This window comes from Polynucleobacter sp. AP-Kaivos-20-H2, assembly GCF_018882215.1.
Classification (GTDB): domain Bacteria; phylum Pseudomonadota; class Gammaproteobacteria; order Burkholderiales; family Burkholderiaceae; genus Polynucleobacter.
Genome location: NZ_JACVOX010000002.1, coordinates 196,715 through 213,504 on the forward strand (window position 1 = coordinate 196,715; position 16,790 = coordinate 213,504).

At 43.8% G+C, this 16,790-nt stretch carries 16 protein-coding genes; 3 read left to right on the forward strand and 13 right to left on the reverse strand.

Translation table 11 applies throughout. The features are described from left to right. Positions 1-2: 2 nt before the first annotated feature. The 4 genes from ICE89_RS05370 to xsc form a co-directional block, all read right to left on the reverse strand. Positions 3-410 (reverse strand): aconitase X swivel domain-containing protein, encoded by a 408-nt coding sequence (locus ICE89_RS05370; protein WP_370625336.1) that lies wholly within the window; start codon positions 408-410, stop codon positions 3-5. Further along, positions 407-1,639: an aconitase X catalytic domain-containing protein gene (locus ICE89_RS05375; protein ID WP_216265141.1), complete on the reverse strand. Its 1,233-nt coding sequence runs from the start codon at positions 1,637-1,639 to the stop codon at positions 407-409. The genes ICE89_RS05370 and ICE89_RS05375 overlap by 4 nt, the downstream gene beginning before the upstream one ends. 33 nt (positions 1,640-1,672) lie before the next feature. Then, the gene (locus ICE89_RS05380) at positions 1,673-2,656 is read right to left on the reverse strand and encodes a tripartite tricarboxylate transporter substrate binding protein (RefSeq protein WP_216263529.1); all 984 of its coding nucleotides are present in this window, start codon (positions 2,654-2,656) and stop codon (positions 1,673-1,675) included. Between the two features lie 93 nt (positions 2,657-2,749). Continuing rightward, a complete protein-coding gene (xsc, locus tag ICE89_RS05385; RefSeq protein ID WP_216265142.1) occupies positions 2,750-4,558 on the reverse strand; it encodes a sulfoacetaldehyde acetyltransferase in 1,809 nt (602 codons plus the stop codon). Between the two features lie 142 nt (positions 4,559-4,700). On the opposite strand from xsc, the gene ICE89_RS05390 reads away from it, so the two are divergent. After that, a complete protein-coding gene (locus ICE89_RS05390; protein WP_255558715.1) occupies positions 4,701-5,678 on the forward strand; it encodes an AAA family ATPase in 978 nt (325 codons plus the stop codon). Between the two features lie 23 nt (positions 5,679-5,701). Further along, a complete protein-coding gene (locus ICE89_RS05395; RefSeq protein WP_216265143.1) occupies positions 5,702-7,435 on the forward strand; it encodes a hypothetical protein in 1,734 nt (577 codons plus the stop codon). Here the strand turns inward: ICE89_RS05395 and ICE89_RS05400 are convergent. The 5 genes from ICE89_RS05400 to ICE89_RS05420 are packed head-to-tail and all read right to left on the reverse strand — an operon-like array spanning position 7,428 to position 11,623. Continuing rightward, positions 7,428-8,147 (reverse strand): GntR family transcriptional regulator, encoded by a 720-nt coding sequence (locus ICE89_RS05400; RefSeq protein WP_216265144.1) that lies wholly within the window; start codon positions 8,145-8,147, stop codon positions 7,428-7,430. The genes ICE89_RS05395 and ICE89_RS05400 overlap by 8 nt on opposite strands. Before the next feature lie 10 nt (positions 8,148-8,157). Next, on the reverse strand, positions 8,158-9,330 hold the full coding sequence (locus tag ICE89_RS05405) for a UxaA family hydrolase (RefSeq protein ID WP_216861960.1): 1,173 nt from the start codon (positions 9,328-9,330) through the stop codon (positions 8,158-8,160). A gap of 39 nt (positions 9,331-9,369) precedes the next feature. Further along, positions 9,370-9,651, reverse strand: a complete 282-nt coding sequence (locus ICE89_RS05410) for an SAF domain-containing protein (RefSeq protein WP_216265145.1) — start codon at positions 9,649-9,651, stop codon at positions 9,370-9,372. 30 nt (positions 9,652-9,681) lie between these two features. Further along, positions 9,682-10,692 (reverse strand): Ldh family oxidoreductase, encoded by a 1,011-nt coding sequence (locus ICE89_RS05415; RefSeq protein WP_255558716.1) that lies wholly within the window; start codon positions 10,690-10,692, stop codon positions 9,682-9,684. 1 nt (position 10,693) lies between these two features. Further along, complete coding sequence (locus tag ICE89_RS05420; RefSeq protein WP_216265146.1) at positions 10,694-11,623, reverse strand: hydroxyacid dehydrogenase; 930 nt, start codon at positions 11,621-11,623, stop codon at positions 10,694-10,696. 140 nt (positions 11,624-11,763) lie between these two features. On the opposite strand from ICE89_RS05420, the gene ICE89_RS05425 reads away from it, so the two are divergent. Next, positions 11,764-12,753, forward strand: a complete 990-nt coding sequence (locus ICE89_RS05425; protein ID WP_216265147.1) for a tripartite tricarboxylate transporter substrate binding protein — start codon at positions 11,764-11,766, stop codon at positions 12,751-12,753. A gap of 64 nt (positions 12,754-12,817) precedes the next feature. Here the strand turns inward: ICE89_RS05425 and ICE89_RS05430 are convergent, their stop codons facing one another. Genes ICE89_RS05430 through ICE89_RS05445 form a run of 4 tightly spaced genes read right to left on the reverse strand, consistent with a single transcriptional unit; the run spans position 12,818 to position 16,789 of the window. Next, a complete protein-coding gene (locus tag ICE89_RS05430) occupies positions 12,818-13,561 on the reverse strand; it encodes a sulfite exporter TauE/SafE family protein (RefSeq protein WP_216265148.1) in 744 nt (247 codons plus the stop codon). An 11-nt stretch (positions 13,562-13,572) separates the two neighbouring features. Continuing rightward, positions 13,573-15,294, reverse strand: coding sequence for an L-aspartate oxidase (locus tag ICE89_RS05435; protein WP_216265149.1), 1,722 nt, complete (start codon positions 15,292-15,294; stop codon positions 13,573-13,575). Then, positions 15,291-15,902 carry a fumarate hydratase C-terminal domain-containing protein gene (locus ICE89_RS05440; RefSeq protein WP_216265150.1) on the reverse strand — a complete coding sequence of 204 codons (612 nt, stop codon included), beginning with the start codon at positions 15,900-15,902 and terminating at the stop codon, positions 15,291-15,293. The genes ICE89_RS05435 and ICE89_RS05440 overlap by 4 nt, the downstream gene beginning before the upstream one ends. Before the next feature lie 11 nt (positions 15,903-15,913). Continuing rightward, positions 15,914-16,789 (reverse strand): fumarate hydratase, encoded by an 876-nt coding sequence (locus ICE89_RS05445; RefSeq protein ID WP_216265151.1) that lies wholly within the window; start codon positions 16,787-16,789, stop codon positions 15,914-15,916. Position 16,790: the final 1 nt, after the last annotated feature.

Sequence of the window (16,790 nt, forward strand, 5' to 3'; positions counted from 1 at the left end):
TACTAGAGCACTTCCACTGTTTGATTTTTAGTATCGATGCGCAATTTAGCACCACTTGTAATTGCCTTAGTAATATCGCAATCGAAGCCACTCAACATCGGAATACCAGCATGAGCAGCGCCTTGTGCCAAGATTGGATTGGCTGCATTAAAAATAATGGCAGATGGACAAAGATTTCTCGATTTCATCTCATAGAGCATCCATGCGCTTGCTACCCCGCCTTTAGCGGCATCTAGAACCAAAATCTTATCTTTATAAGATTGGCCAAAAAGCTTATGCGCCGGCCGTGAGAAAACGCCTTTTATGCGATCCAAATCATAGCGGGCTGAAAATCCATCGGATGCACTCAGACATTCGCCTTCGATACTCTCGCCTTGGGCATGTTTAGCCTTATAAATTTTTCCACTCACTTTAATCTCCCCGTTACAGCAGCTTGCACACAGTCCTCCATGGAGGCCAGCATCGGCGTATAACCATAGCCGCCCAAAATATTCACAATTTTTGCACTATTGGTTGCCAATACCTTCCACCCATTAGTCTCCGCAATCTCTCTCGCATAAGATTGGTAAAAACACATTCCAGAAAATACCGTGCCGCCAGCGGTTTCAATCATGTCGGTATATCCCATGCGATCAGAGTCTGGTTTTACTTGCGGGCTAGTCATAGCCAGCAAAGGCTTAATGAATTTCTTGCCTTTACATAGCTCTGCAATACTCTTCATCTCCATGAGACTTAACTGCGGCGCAGAAAATACCACCACATCAATTTCTTCCGCAATACGATAAGAATTTTGCAATCCCATTACCTCTTCTTTGGTAATGGGAACCCCTGGAAGATGTAAATACTCCAAATCTCGAGCGCGAAGAGCTTCAGGCGTAACACCCAATATGTGAAATAGCGCAGTAGATCCAAAACTCGCCATTGCTGCACCAAAGTGTTTCATAGCATCAGAGCCTGGATGACCTTCGATCCCTTCCAAAATAGGAACTGACCAATAATTCCCTGATTTTTTGCCAATCAAACCTCCTAAAGCACCCCACTCATTGAGCGTTTGAGGTGTCCATGAAGTTTTAAAGCAATGCGTAGGCTTACGGTGTTCATCGAGGTGATAACCATAGCGAGGGGTTCTGCCGGTCAAACCTGCTGCCAATGCAGAAGGGCCTCCTTCAAAATTTGATCTGGCACCACAGACGCTATTGGAATAAATAACCACTCCGGTGTCACCAAATGCTAAATGTTCTCCAAATACGGGCGCCATAATAGTTTGGTAATTAATGCAAGTGTCCGTCATAGACACGCCCATTTTTACAAAGGCATCAATAGCGCGTCTTTCAAGCTCAAGCATTTTTTCAGTTTGACCTAATTGCTTTGCTTTGCTGAAGTCAGTACCTCTTGGATCAGTAATCGTTGGAATGCGAACCGATCGATCCTCAATCGAATTCTTAGCTAGGCTTTCTAACCATTCAACACCAGCTTCACCCAAACTCTCGGTATCAGCCATGATGTGCGCTTGGGATACAGGTACTAAATCTTTAGCGCCAAAGAACTCACCTACTTTAATTTGATGTGCGATAGCTGTTTGTCTTACTGGACCAAATTCACCGGCAAGCATGGCCTTTTCTTCTTGATTTAGCTTCATCTTGTTCTCTTCTCAATCCTCATTGGTCTACCATCAATCAATAGTGGCACCAGAATCTCTAACAACCCTGGCCCATTTCGCAATCTCACTAGTCTGGAAATTAGCCAAACTCTCTTTGAAGTCTGTATTTGGCTGAACACCCAAGTTACCCAAGCGCTCTTTGAACGCAGCCGATTGGGCCACCCTCTCTGTATCGACTCTTAATTTTTTGGTGATTGCATCTGGTAATTTCGCTGGACCAAATAAAGCCCACCAAGCAGTTGACTCAAACTGGGGGTACCCCAACTCTGCAACCGTTGGTACGTTAGGCAATAAAGGTGAACGAGTCTTACTAGTTACAGCTAAAGCACGCAGTTTTCCAGAGGTGATGTGCGGCAATACGGATTGAATCGGATCAAAGACTAATGGTATCTGATTACCAATAAGATCTGTTACTGCGGGCGCACTCCCCTTATAGGGAATATGCTTTAGCTTGATCTGAGTGGTGGATTCAAATAAGGCAGCAGTTAAATGTCCTGGGGTTCCATTTCCAGCAGTTCCATATGCAATGGTATCGGGCTTTGAACGAGCTTCAGAAATTAACTCAGCAAGCGTTTTAATGCGATCGCTTGAATTAACCACAATGACAACAGGCGCGGAGGCAACCAAAGCAATTGGCGTGAAATCTCTAATCATGTCGTATGGCAGCTGTTTATACAAACTGCCATTAATTGCATTCGTTCCTACGGTACCCATAAACAAGGTATAGCCATCTGGTGCTGACTTAGCAACGAGATCGGCGCCAATCGAGCCACCAGCACCGCCCTTATTCTCAATAATGATTTGCTCTTTAAGGCGATCACCCAGGAGCACTGCTAACGGTCTAGCAACAATATCAGTAGGCCCTCCAGGCGGAAAAGGAACGATTAGCCTGATAGGCTTGCTCGGATAGACATCTGCCATCACATTGCTTGAAAGCAAAATCAAGCCAAAGCAAATTAAGAAATATTTAAAACTTTTTATTACCAGGCTATTCATATAAACAGACCTCAGCAAAGTGCGAATGGGATTAGTCTAGTACAAAAGAAAAAGTCCAGTTGAACCGGACCTTTTCTTCATGCTCATAGTGACTTATACGTAATCTTTATATTTATCCAGGAAACGTACTGGCTTAGATAAAGCATCACGGCGGAATGGATCACCAAGTTCACGAGTACACATGATCTCGATTACACAGGTCTTTCCTTCCTTCATCTGCATATCAATTGCTTTCTTGAGGACTGGGCCAACTTGATCAAGCTGGTCAACGACGATTCCCTCAGCGCCCATGGATTGCGCAATACCAGCAAAGCTTGGACTCTCTAACTCGCCAGCTACAAAGCGGCGGTTATAGAAGTCCACTTGGTTCTTTTTCTCGGCACCCCACTGACGATTATGGAACACAATCGCTGTAACCGGAATGTCGTGACGAACTGCAGTCAGAATCTCAACCATGCTCATTGCCCAAGCGCCATCACCAGCATAAGCAACCGCCGGACGATCAGGGGCGGCTGCCTTAGCTCCAATAATAGTTGGTAGTGCATAGCCGCAATTACCAAAACTCATTGGGGCAAAGAAGCTACGTGGCTTTTCAAAGCGGAGATAGCTATTAGCAACGGAGTTGATATTGCCAATATCAGTAGACACCATTACATCAGCAGGCATAGCCTTTTCAAGCTCACGCAAAACTTGACGTGGGTGCAAGTAATGACCACCAGTTGGAGTGACTTCTTTTTTCTGCTCTTCAATCATGTCAAGACTGAATGCGTCTTTTTCATGAGTCCACTCATCTAACTCTTTTTCCCATGCCGCTTTTTCTGCGGCAATCGTTTTAGCACGCTCTACTTTAGTGGCATCACAGACTAACTTCTTACCTTCTAAACGTTTAGTTAATGCTACAGCAGCAGCCTTAGCATCACCACAAATGCCTACTGAAATTTTCTTCACTAAGCCGAGCATCTTATTATCCGCATCGATCTGAATGATCTTGGCATTTTTTGGCCAGTAATCCATACCGTGTTGTGGCAATGTTCCAAAAGGTCCAAGGCGTGATCCAAGAGCAACGACTACGTCTGCCTGCGCCATCAACTTCATTGCAGCCTTGGAGCCTTGATATCCCAGAGGGCCACACCATAAAGGATGGCTTGCAGGGAATGAATCGTTATGTAGGTAACTATTGACTACTGGGGCACCTAAGCGTTCGGCAAAAGCCTTACACTCTTCAACCGCATCGCCCATTACTACGCCACCGCCAGAAATAATCACTGGGAATTTTGCATTAGCCAAGAGTTCTGCAGCTTCATCTAAGCTCTTTTCGCCGCCAGGTCCGCGATCAAGGCGATTAGGCTGTGGAATTTCTACCTCAATCTCGCCATAAAAATAATCACGTGGAATATTGAGTTGGGTTGGACCCATTTCAGACAATGCGCGATCAAAACAACGGCCAGTAAATTCAGCCATACGCTTTGGATTATTAACGTGACCTTGATACTTTGTGAATTCTTCAAACATTGGCAATTGGTTAGCTTCTTGGAAACCACCTAAGCCCATACCCATGGTTCCTGTTTCAGGAGTAATGATCACCACAGGACTATGCGCCCAATATGCCGCTGCAATTGCAGTTACGCAGTTACTAATGCCGGGACCATTTTGTCCGATTACTACGCCGTGACTTCCGCTAACGCGAGCATAGCCATCGGCCATGTGTGCAGCACCCTGTTCATGCACCACTGGAATCAAGCGAATTCCTGCCGGAGCAAAAATATCCATTGCATCCATAAAGGCAGAGCCCATGATTCCAAAAATATCCTTCACCTTGTTGGCGACCATGGTCTCCACAAAAGCTTCGGAAGGGGTCATTTTTTGTGGGCCAGTAGGTAAATTAGTGCCAGACTTAGACATAAAGCTCTCCTAGGTATTCAATTAAACGGAACATTTTGTTCTACAATATGCATAATAATAGCGTATTTTTAGGAAAGTCAAGCATATAAACCCCAATCTGGAATATATTTGACAACATATTAAGACTTTTAAGGGCAAGGAAATGGCTGAAAGCACCTCTTCAATCGATTTAATGGGTTTACAGCCTGAAAAGGTGGTTTCTTTGCACTCAGCCTTTCCAGAGTGCCAGGGCTTTGCATATTTTCAAATCCCCGCCTTTAATAAGGCCAGCGAACTTGTTCCGGCTATTGACCCGAGCTATCAACTGAATCCTGAGGCGACCTTAGCCATTCTGGCTGGATTTGCCTTTAATCGCAGAGTGATGATTCAAGGCATGCACGGCACTGGCAAATCCACTCATATTGAGCAAGTTGCAGCCCGTTTAAATTGGCCCTGCTTACGCATCAACCTAGATGGCCAAATTACTCGGATGGATCTCATTGGCAAAGATGTTATTGGCCTAGAAGACGGAAAGCAAATTACCCGCTTTCAAGAAGGTCTCATACCTTGGAGTCTGCAACGCCCTATTGCACTTATCCTAGACGAATACGATGCTGGTCAGCCAGATGTCATGTTTGTTATTCAGAGAATGTTGGAGCGCGAGGGTCGCCTTACCCTGCTCGATCAAAATAGAGTGATCAATCCTAATCCCTTCTTTCGAATCTTTGCTACTAGCAACACAGTAGGCCTAGGAAATTGGAATGGGTTATATCAAGGCACACAATTACTGAACCACGGCCAAATGGATCGATGGGATATCGTCGCGGCTCTGAACTATCTTGAACCAAGCGAAGAGCAAAAGATTTTGATGGCAAAAGTGCCCGAGCTTTCAGATGCACAAGCAAAGGCGATGATTAGCCTTGCAAACCTGACTAGAAGTGGCTTTGCGGCCGGAGATATCTCTACTTTAATGTCAACAAGAACCCTCATTACCTGGGGAGAAAATTGGCGCATTTTTAAGGACTTGCAGATTGCATTTGCTCTCGCATTTTTAAACAAATGTGAATCCGAAGAAAAAGCATTGGTAGCTGAATACTACCAACGCTGCTTCGCTAGCGAGCTTGATTTAAATACGAAATAACTTTAGGCGCGATTAGACTCACCTTGCAAACCCAAACTCACCAAGACTTCGAACAGCAGCAGCAATATGGTGCGATGATTCGTTCATTGTCTGGGGAAGTTAGCGTGCAGATTCGAGATTGGCAACTCTTCCATCAATCTACGCCACTCGATTCGATTGCCCCGCATCTCAGCCTTGAGAATTTAAAAGCCTCTTGGGCTTATCCACGTGGAGTACTTGATGGCATAGCTTTACGTCTCCGCCATTCAAATGCGAACTTACATGCATCTCTAACCCCTCATGGCATGATTGAATCGCTGATATTTGAAGTTTTGGAACAAATCCGTGTTGAAAGTAACTGTCCAGATGAACTCAAAGGCAGTCAGCAAAATATTCAGACTCAGTTTATTGCCTGGATGCAGCAATTTATTGCTAGTGGTGGTACGGAGGGCAGTATTGGCCTATTGTTGATCACCATTTTCTCAACAGTCTGGATGAAGTTAAATAGTCAGCCGATTCCGCAGTTAATGCAAGATATTGTTGAAGCCACCAGAGCCGGAATAGCAGAAAGCATGGGGCCACTTCTAGTGAAGCTCAAGGCAAATCGTAATAATCAAGAGGTGTATGCGCAAACTTCGCATGAGGTGATCAACCTCATATCCGCACTGATTGCTAATGAATATCGCAATAATCCCAGTATTCGTACTAAGCGTAAAAATCAAGCTGCTACCCATTTAAAAATTGAATGGGTTCCACCGCATGTAGGTAAAGTTGCCACCGACTTTAAGAGTCCGGCAATATCTTCGAGCGAGAAGCGATCTTTACTTAAGAAATCGCTTGAAAAATATACTATCTATAACTCAAGCTACGATACTGAAGTTGAAGCTAAGAAAAAAATTAGATCGGGGCAGTTGGCTATTTATCAAGACCAGTTGAATACTGAAATCGCTAAGCAGAATATTCCCTGGGCAAAACTCATTCGCATTTATCAGCAATTATTCTCAAGCAACTTACCAAACCGCTGGCAAACCACAGAAACTGAAACAATTCTTGATCGCCGCTACCTCACGCGTGTCGCTACCTCACCACTTCAACCAGCACTCTATAAACAAGTTACACCCAACAGTAAGGTAAATAGCCGAATTACCCTCTTAGTTGATTGCTCAGGATCTATGAAAGAACAGCGGGTCAAAATTGCTGTGTGTGTTGATTCACTTTCTAGAATTTTGGAGCATGCTGGGATTCAAACCGAGATCCTTGGATACAGCACAAGTACCTGGCAAGGAGGCAGACCTTTTAAAGAGTGGCGTAAAAATGGTCAACCCCCCAACCCTGGTCGCCTCAATGAGCGAGCACATTGGATTTTTAAAGACTTTGATACAAGCTGGCGGAGAGCTCGTGCAGGCATAGCTGCGCTGTTGCACCCTGAAATATATGCTGAGAGTGTTGATGGTGAGGCTCTCATCTGGGCAACAGAGCGGTTAAAAAAGAGCAGCACCAATCAGCAAATCAATAAAACACTAATTCTTTTTTCTGATGGCTGCCCAATGGATCGAGCCACGATTGAGGCGAATGGCGAAGAATTTCTGAAGAACCATCTTCTGCAAGCTATTGCTTGGTGTGAACAGCAACCTTATCTTCAATTATGGGGGTGTGGGATTGGAGAGGAATTAAGGCCATTCTTTCCAAACCGCTTAAGTTGGAATCATGAAATAGAGAATATTAGTGAAAACCTTGCTGATTGGGCTAAAGAATTAAAAAATACAAAGGCTAGGTAACTAATTCATTAAAGTATTCATGATGAGAAGTGTTTAGCGTAGAAATGCGCCATTCAATAGGTTCATCTTGTATGTCTAGAGCCACTCTTCGTATATGGAGGACAGGAGACTCTGGCTTTAACTTTAACCAAGTCGACATTTGTCTACCTGCCAATCCAGCCCGTAATCTTTCATGCGTTTTAACTACTGACTGACCATAACGCTTTTGATATAGCTGATAAATACTTCCTTCGCGCTTATCAAAATCATTGCGTGTTAAGTTTTTGAATCGTTTTTTATCTAGGGTAATGTGATCAATCATTACACATTCATCCTCTAAGTAAAGGCAAGTAACAATTCGCCAAATAGAGGCACCCTCTTTAATACTCAACTTAAAAGATTCTTCCTTACTTGCTTGTGATGTTCCAAAAGAGGCCGTTTCTACACGAGGATATGTTTTTTTATCAGCATCCCAACGCACTACATGGAAAAAATAATACAGTAGGCGTTTGGCATCATGTTCAGCAACATAGGTTCCCCTGCCTTGACGTCGGACAACAATTCCTTCCGCAACTAATTCATCTACCGCTTTACGCAGGGTTCCTATAGATACATCCAATTCTTGGGCTAAATCCTTTTCAGCAGGCAATGCCTGCCCCATCGGATAACGCCCCCTGACCAGATCTTCAGTGATCTTTTGCTTCACTTCTTGATAAGCGGTCAGGGACTTCATACTCTTAGACTTAAGCAGATTCGTATAGACGAGTCATCACAAACTCACGGTGACCCAAAATTTCCGCTGCTGTTAACTCGCCATTTGCAGTTCTCAAAAGAGCGTCGAGCAGCTTCTCGCCTGCAGAATCCAAGGTCTCTTCACGACGCAAAATGCCAGAAACATCTACATCAATATGTTCAGACATCGTCCGCACTGTTTTTGGATTAGCACAAAGTTTAATCACTGGAAGAATTGGGTTGCCAATCACATTGCCTTGCCCAGTTGGGAAGAAATGTGCTGCAAAACCAGCGGCTGCACAAAGCGTAACCATCTCGGCAGCAGCAGATGAAGAATCCATAAAATGTAAGCCTGGAATTGCTGGGGTCTCAGCTTTGTCGAGAACACCATCTACAATACATTTTTTACCAATTTTCTGGATATTACCGAGGGCTTTCTCTTCGATAGTTGTGAGACCACCAGCAATATTACCTTTGGTAGGTTGAGAATCTGATAAATCGCTAGTTTTATTCTTCTCTACTACATCTTGATAGCGATCGAACATTTGACGGAATTTCTGCTTAATTTCTGGTGTACGGCATCGCGCTTCAACTAGGTGCTCTCCACCAGTTAATTCGGTTGTTTCACCAAAGACTAATGTAGAACCGATCTCGTAAAGCTTATCAAATGCATTACCTACCGTTGGGTTCGATGCGCAACCAGAAGTAGTGTCAGACTCACCACACTTTGTTGAAACCCAGAGCTCTGATAGTGGAGCAGAAACTCTTTGTTGCTTAGATGCATGTTTCATCATGGAGTAAGCAGCTTTACTAGCGCTTGCAATAGTTGCTGTATCGCCATTTCCTTCAATCCAGAAACCCTCAACTGGCTTACCAGAAGCTTTAATCCCATCAACCACAATCTTTGTCCATTGCGGTTCAATACCAATCACTACCACTCCAGCTACGTTTGGATTGCAACCTGCACCAATCAAAGTTCTAAAGTGTAGCTCTAAGTCTGCGCCAAACTGAAGGCGGCCATAAGGATGCGGAATGGCAATCGTACCTTTAATATTATTTGCAACTGCTTCACATGCAGCATTCGATAAATCATCTAAGGGCAGAATTACAACATGGTTACGAATACCCATGCGGCCATTTTCACGGTGATAGCCCATAAAAGTTGCTTTTTTTAAATTAATCATTTCTATCTCTCTTAATATCTTAATGAATGCGGGTATCAATTACCAACGCTTAGTTTTGACATTTTGAACATGGGTATGCTCGCCCTTTTTGATGGGTACAACTACCTTACCAATATCAACACCATACTTAATAATGGTGTCGCCAGTCTTCATGTCCTGCAATGCAATCTTGTGCCCAATCGGAATATCACTTTCAGACTTGATATTGACAGTACTATCACCATCCATTACCCAGCCAATTAAATCTGTTCCGGCTTTCACACCCTCCACCACCACAACGCCAACGACGTCTCCTGGTTCATGCACGACAAAATGAATCATTTCTTTCTCCTTATTAATCTTGTTTGAACACTATCTATTCCATGACTGACGAATGCCAGTCTGAATTTCTTCTAAAACCACATCAGAAATATTTACACCCTCTTTAAATCCTGCGGCTCTTTGCTTAAAGCGTCGCTGCCCCGGCAAGCGAGTGCCCGTATCCGCCGCTAATACTTTTAAAAAAGCTTGCATTTTATTTGCAAAAACTTGACTACCTGCAAGACCTGGATCGATCGTTAACAACAACTGACCAATACGTGGACGATTCCCCTTGGCGTCAAAAAATGAGTCGGCCTCATATGAGAACCTGCTACCAGACAAGCCCACTACTAACAATTCAATAATCAATGCTAGCAATGCACCCTTATCGCCGCCCAATGGAACCATCAAACCTTTTAATCCCTCTTGTGGATTTGTTGTTGGCTTTCCATCTGCTGTTAATGCCCAACCCTCAGGAATAGATTCTCCTTTTTTTGCAGCAACCAATAATTTGCCACGTGCAACTGCTGATAAAGACATATCAATTACTAAGGGGTCATGCTTGGCGATTGGAAATGCTGCAGCTAAAGGGTTAGTACCAAAGATGGCTTTGCTACCACCAACCATGGGCATTGCAGCTGGAGTATTACCAAACAATAGAGAGATATAGCCCGCACGTGCAGCAGCTTCAGCAAAATGACCGGCAACACCAAAGTGATGACTATTAGTTACTGCTACGAGACCAATCCCATTCTTAGAGGCAAGATTGACTGATAAATCTGTTGCAAAACGAAGAGCCGGAAAAGCCAATCCATCACAGGCATCAACTAAGGCTGCGGAGGTCTTAAACGGACGAACTTTAATTTTAGGAACCAGCTCAACCCGGCCATTTTTTGCATGACCTGCATATTGAGAAACTCGAGCTAATCCGTGTGAAGCTAAACCATCTAATTCAGCAAGCGCTAAAAATTGGGCCGTTTCAAAAGCAGCCTTATCGCCGATGCCGGAAGCTTTCAAACCGGCCATCGCCAACTGAACCATCTTTTCGTAGGATAAGTTCAATTTAAACCCCTAAATACCGATTGACTTCAACGGCAATCATTTGACTAACACGATCATTACTTTCATGCGTGATGCCCGCAATATGTGGTGTCAAAATGAGATTTTCAATCCCTGAAAAATGACTTAAATCCTTTGCGGGCTCTGTAGAAAATACGTCAATTGCAGCGCCGCCAATTTTTCCTGAGCGCAATCGCTCGACAAGCGCCAACTCATCAACTATGCCACCACGAGCAGTATTAATGAGGCAAGCACCCTCTTTCATTAGGTCTAGCATGACCCCATCAAATAAATTCTTGGTTTCAGGTAAATAGGGAAGATGCAAAGAAACCGAATCACTTCTGGCAAGCAAGTCATTTAATTTGAGCAATGGAACTGAAAAGCCCTCAAGTGCTAAAGAGTCACCAGATAACATCGGATCGTAAGCAACGCATTGCAGGCCGAATGCATGCGCTTTTTTAGCCACTACCCTTCCAATGCTGCCAAAGCCAACGATACCTAATGTCTGACCTAAAAACTCATGATAGCCAGAAAAACGGGGGCGCGGCCAGATCCCTTTGAGAGTAGCCATTGTTGCAGGAATAAATCCACGTGTTAATGCAACTGCTGCCCCGACAACATATTCAGCTACTGACTCAGCATTAGCTCCCGTTGCAGGTATGACTTTGATATTGCGTTTAGCACAAGCTGGTAACTCGATATTTTCAAGACCTACGCCCAAGCGGCCAACAACCTTTAAATTTGTTGAAGCAATCAACACTTCTTCATTAACCTGAGTTAAGTTACGAACAATTAGTGCCTCAACATTTTGCATTGCAGCAATTAAAGCTGTGCGATCCTTATACATCTCTGGTTCATAAGTGACATCATGCTTAGAACGTAGGGTATCCAAGGCTTGACTAGTAATGAATTCAGAGATCAAAATATTGGACATATCCATATCATATAGATGATTTAAATCACTTGCAAGCCAACATACGTTTTTTTAGAAGTAGGCAGGACTATTACTTATAAATATTGCCTATTAAATATCAGTAGAAATAAGATAAAAATTAATCAACCTGGGAGAGCAAGATGTTTAGGAAAGAATTTATTACCGCCTTAAGACGTTCACTTATTAGCCTGGGAACAGTAATATTGATCACCTCCCCTTCACTTTCACAGGCTCAGAGTTGGCCGGATAAACCCGTCAAACTCATTGTTCCTTTTGCTGCTGGTGGTACCACCGATATTCTTGGAAGAATTTTTGCGCAACAAATGACGAACATTCTGGGTCAAAATGTCATCGTCGAAAATAAAGGTGGTGCTGGAGGTAATATTGGCGCCGAAGTTGTTGCGAATGCGCCTCCTAACGGTTACACCCTATTACTTGCATCAGGAAGCATGATGACGGTAAACCCATACCTGTATAAAAAGCTTCCTTTAAATTACGCTACTGACCTTACTTACATTACTGCAGTAGCTGGTGGTCCAATGCTTGTATCGGTTAGCCCAAACCTGCCTGTAAATAACCTAAAAGAGCTAATCTCTTTAGCAAAAGCGAAAGAACTTACTTTTGGCTCCGCGGGTATTGGTAGCCAGGTACACATGGCAGGAGAAAATTTCACTTACGCAGCTGGAATCGCTGCTACTCACATACCTTATAAAGGTGAGGCTCCAGCCATTAATGATTTGATTTCTGGGCAAATTGACTTTATGGTTGGCAACCTTCCGGCAGCAGCTGGCTTTGCAAAAGCTGGAAAAATCAAAGCTCTCGCGATTACTAGTAGCAAAAGAGTTGCGCAATTACCGGACGTTCCAACTGTTGCGGAAGCGGCCATTCCAGGATTTGTTAATGTTGGTTGGTATGCATTGGCTGCGCCAGCAGGCACTCCAAAAGCTATTGTGGAGAAAATTTATATCGCTACTCAAAAGGCACTGGAATCGGAAGCAATGCGCAAGAGCCTAGAAATTAATGGCCTGACAGCAATTGTCAATGCACCTAAGGAACTAGATACTCAAATTAAAAATGAATCTGCAAGCTGGGAAAAGGTCATTAAAGCTCGCAATATTCAAGCCCAATAAATATTCTTGAAGGGCACTCTTTTTGGGTGTCCTGAACTTTATAACTTAGCCCAAACAAATCCCTTTAGACTAACTGGTGTACTAATAAAGTAATTCCTGAAAAAAACAAAATAGACCCATAAGCTATCCGCATTGCTCTATTGCTTAATTTAGAATGGATGCGGGTTCCAGTCCAAATTCCAAGAAAGGTTGCGGGAATTAGGCAGATCGCCAATCCAATTACTGGCCAGCTCAAAATCAAGCCCGTAAAAAGCATTAAAGTGAGACGCAAAAAGGTCAGTATGAATACTGCAAACGCCATAGTTGCCCGCACGATCTTGGGATCCCTAATACGTAGTCCAAGATATGATGCATAAATAGCGCCACCAGTAGAAAATAATGCAGTAAAAACACCTCCAAAAAATCCAAATGGCGCAGCCCACCACTTATCAATAGGGTCGCGTATCTCTGAGTTTCTCTGCCATAGTACTCGAGCACCATTGATTAAAGCGAAACAGCCTAGTGCAATTAATAATGGCTCACTAGGCGCACTTACCAATAAAAAAATTCCCAAGACCATCCCTAGCAAAGTAAATGGAAATAGCCATTTCAGCTCTTTTAGATTAGCATCCTTAGAAGATTTTTTACCGACATATAGCGAAGCGAATAAATCAATGATGACCATCATTGGCACAACTGATTTCAGAGGGTACATCTGTACTAGTAAGGGAACTGAAATAATAGATGAGCCAAATCCTGAAATACCGAAAATAAAATATGCGCCAAAAATAATGAGGGTTGCCAATATAAACTGGCCAGGCTCAATCAAATCAAAAATAATTAAGCCTCAACCAAAATTGTTTGCCCAGGCTTAACCATCGTAAATTTCACAGGAATATTTTTAATAACTAACTCTTGGTGATTAAAATTAACAGCCGTGTAATAAGAGTCTTCAAGTGACCCTGGATCTGGGAAATCTTCACGATAGTGAGCTCCCCTTGAATTTTCTCTTGCAATAGCAGCTTCTGTTACTGATTGACTGACCAAGATGAGATTTTGTAAGTTCATCCAATCTTGCCAGGTATTACTGTATTCACGCTGAATATTGCCCACACCCATTTGATTTAATTGAGATGCTAGCAGTTTCAGAGTTTGGCGTGCGCGCCATAAACTCTCTCTAGTTCTTGAGATGCCTACATCATCCCACATGCATTCCGCAAGAGCATCCCGAATTAACTCAATATCGCCAGGTGGTTTTTGTAATGGTGCTTCATGCTGATGAATACTCAACATAATCTCATCCATATTGCACTCTCTTAGCTGCTGTGAAGCGACCCAGCGGGCCATCGACTCTCCTGCAATACCTCCAAATACTGTTGAGTTGGCCACGCCATTACCGCCTAATCGATTAGCGCCATGCACACCGCCAGTATCTTCTCCAGCCGCAAATAGCCCGGGCAAATCAGTGCTGCAGTCTTTTTTAAAGATTAGCCCCCCCATCATGTAATGGGCAGTTGGCACGACCTCCACTAAATCATTGGTTAAATCAAAGCCGCTATCAGCACAACGCTCGACCATACCCTTAAATAATTTGCGGACGATCTCAGGACCTAAATGACTCATCTGTATATAAACACCACCATTAGGTGTTGCGCGCCCAGCACGGATCTCTGAATTAATAGCTCTAGAAACAATATCTCTTGTGGCGCGTTCATTGCGTGGATCATAGTTACCCATAAAGCGCTCTTGATTGCCATTGAGCAAATATCCGCCAGCTCCACGCAAGCCTTCCTCTATGACTGTGCCTGTCATACGAGTGCCTGGTCCAGCCAATAAACCCGTAGGATGGAACTGCACCATCTCCATATCACGTAAAGTGAGGCCAGCTCGCAATGCCATTGCTAAACCATCACAACTCTTATCTCCCGAAGGTGTGTGATATTTGTACATTGTTGGACCACCGCCAGTAGCAAGTAAGACAGCCTTAGTGCGCAATAATACAAAGCCTCCTGTCTGCATATTTAACATTAAGACGCCAGCAAGAGAATTGCCATCTTCACTATGAATTAATTCAATAGCGCGATGCTCTTCAAGTCGATTAATACCTCTGGCCCATACTTGTTCAGCTAGGCGATTGATAATCTCGATACCTGTTAAGTCACCCTTATGCACAGTCCGGTCAAACGTTTGTCCAGCAAATGCTTTTTGATGAACTGTGCCGTCAGGGTTGCGATCAAAAAAGCAACCTAACTCATTTTCTAACTCATGAATACGCTCAACTGCTTTGCTTACTAGTGTCCATGCTAGATCCTGATCAGAAAGCCATTTACCACCCTCAATCGTATCCATAAAATGGCGCTCAACAGAATCTCCCTCCGCTAAGGCCACGTTATAACCACCTTGAACCATGCGTGTGCATCCACTCTTACCTAGCAGTCCTTTAACAGCGATAGTGATATCTAGATTGGGGTTTTCTTGATGCGCATGTAAAGCCGCAAAGAGACCGGCGCCCCCAGATCCTAGGATCAAAATATCGGTCTCTATTGTTGGAATAGGACTCATAAAATTACTCCAAGACTTTTAAGTACTGCGTCTTTTTTCCGCGCCACATCACCCTGAACTTCTTCATAAATGCTGCCGCCATGACTATCCATAGCAACCAATAAAGGGCCAAAATCTTTTATCTTGAAGCGCCAAAGCGACTCTGGATTAAGGTCATCCATATCGACATCTTCGATTTGATCTATCCAAGTAGTCTCTAAAGCTGCTGTGCCACCAATAATTGCTAGGTAAACGCCGCCCAACTCCTGAAAAGCTTTAGCAGAACCCTCGCGCAAACCACCCTTACCCACGACCATCCGCACACCATTTTGAGTCATGAGTGGACGTGTAAATCTCTCCATACGATCTGAGGTCGTAGTACCAATGCAGATAGGCTCGTAACCTGCAGGAAACTCGGCGCTCACTGGCACTTTACGAACATTGGGTGCTGTATGAATCACTGCATGACCGTTTAAATCAAAACGCGTCTTACGATCATAATCAAACATCTGAATCTGTGTCGCATCACGGATGCCAAATAATGTGCTTTGTAAGGTCACGGTATCGTTAATACGAAGTTTGCGGATATCTTCTTCAGTAACTGGTGTTGACAGGTTGTAATGAGCCATCAGTTATTTTCCTAGAATCCGTAGCTCACGCCAGCGGGCGTGAAGGTAGCACGGGCTCTGCGTGCAGAATGGCACTGCATATTGACAGCTACTGGATTCATAGTAATGTGCGTATGAGCAAGTTCGACCTGAACCGCGAATGCAGTTCCGTCACCACCCAGACCCTGCGGACCAATACCTAGTTGATTCACGGCAATGCTTAGCTCCTTCTCAAGCTTTGCCCCTTCCTCATCACTACAGATGCTACCAAGCTCACGGGTCGCTGCTCGCTTTGCCATGGCTACACATTGATCAGATGTTCCTCCGATACCAACACCCACAATCGTTGGCGGGCAAGTCTTACCGCCAGCAGAGACAACGCTCTCAATCACAAATGCTTTGACGCCCTTAATGCCATCTGCAGGGATCGCCATTTTTAAAAAGGAATTATTCTCTGAACCACTTCCCTTTGGCACCATTTCAATTTCGACTGACTCTGCTTCATCAAAAAAATCAATATGAATGGCCGGCATATCAATGCCACAAGAGGTGTGATTATTTTTACGAGTAATCGGATGTACCACCGAGGATCTCAGTGGATACTCTTTAGTGGCACGCTCACAACCCTTGCGAATAGCCGCCTTTAATGCCATGCCATCAAATTGCACATTGCTACCAATCTTCACGTTATAGATCGGTAGACCGGTATCTTGGCAAAGCAGATTATCCTCACGCTCTGCTACGGTGATATTAGTAATCATGGTCTTCAAGACTACCTGAGCGCGTGAATCTGTCTCAGCCTTGTCTAATCTATTAATACCCGCCTTAATATCATCAGGCAAAATCTTCAGAGCGCGAATGTAGAGCTCTTTACAAGCCTCTTCCACTAAATTCATTTGTAATTGCATA

Bases quoted from the DNA above. Each gene is read 5' to 3' on its own strand.
- ICE89_RS05375 (WP_216265141.1), bottom strand. From the start codon at position 1,639: ATGAAGCTAAATCAAGAAGAAAAGGCCATGCTTGCCGGTGAATTTGGT.
- ICE89_RS05380 (WP_216263529.1), bottom strand. From the start codon at position 2,656: ATGAATAGCCTGGTAATAAAAAGTTTTAAATATTTCTTAATTTGCTTT.
- xsc (WP_216265142.1), bottom strand. From the start codon at position 4,558: ATGTCTAAGTCTGGCACTAATTTACCTACTGGCCCACAAAAAATGACC.
- ICE89_RS05390 (WP_255558715.1), top strand. From the start codon at position 4,701: ATGGCTGAAAGCACCTCTTCAATCGATTTAATGGGTTTACAGCCTGAA.
- ICE89_RS05400 (WP_216265144.1), bottom strand. From the start codon at position 8,147: ATGAAGTCCCTGACCGCTTATCAAGAAGTGAAGCAAAAGATCACTGAA.
- ICE89_RS05405 (WP_216861960.1), bottom strand. From the start codon at position 9,330: ATGATTAATTTAAAAAAAGCAACTTTTATGGGCTATCACCGTGAAAAT.
- ICE89_RS05410 (WP_216265145.1), bottom strand. From the start codon at position 9,651: ATGATTCATTTTGTCGTGCATGAACCAGGAGACGTCGTTGGCGTTGTG.
- ICE89_RS05420 (WP_216265146.1), bottom strand. From the start codon at position 11,623: ATGTCCAATATTTTGATCTCTGAATTCATTACTAGTCAAGCCTTGGAT.
- ICE89_RS05425 (WP_216265147.1), top strand. From the start codon at position 11,764: ATGTTTAGGAAAGAATTTATTACCGCCTTAAGACGTTCACTTATTAGC.
- ICE89_RS05435 (WP_216265149.1), bottom strand. From the start codon at position 15,294: ATGAGTCCTATTCCAACAATAGAGACCGATATTTTGATCCTAGGATCT.
- ICE89_RS05440 (WP_216265150.1), bottom strand. From the start codon at position 15,902: ATGGCTCATTACAACCTGTCAACACCAGTTACTGAAGAAGATATCCGC.
- ICE89_RS05445 (WP_216265151.1), bottom strand. From the start codon at position 16,789: ATGCAATTACAAATGAATTTAGTGGAAGAGGCTTGTAAAGAGCTCTAC.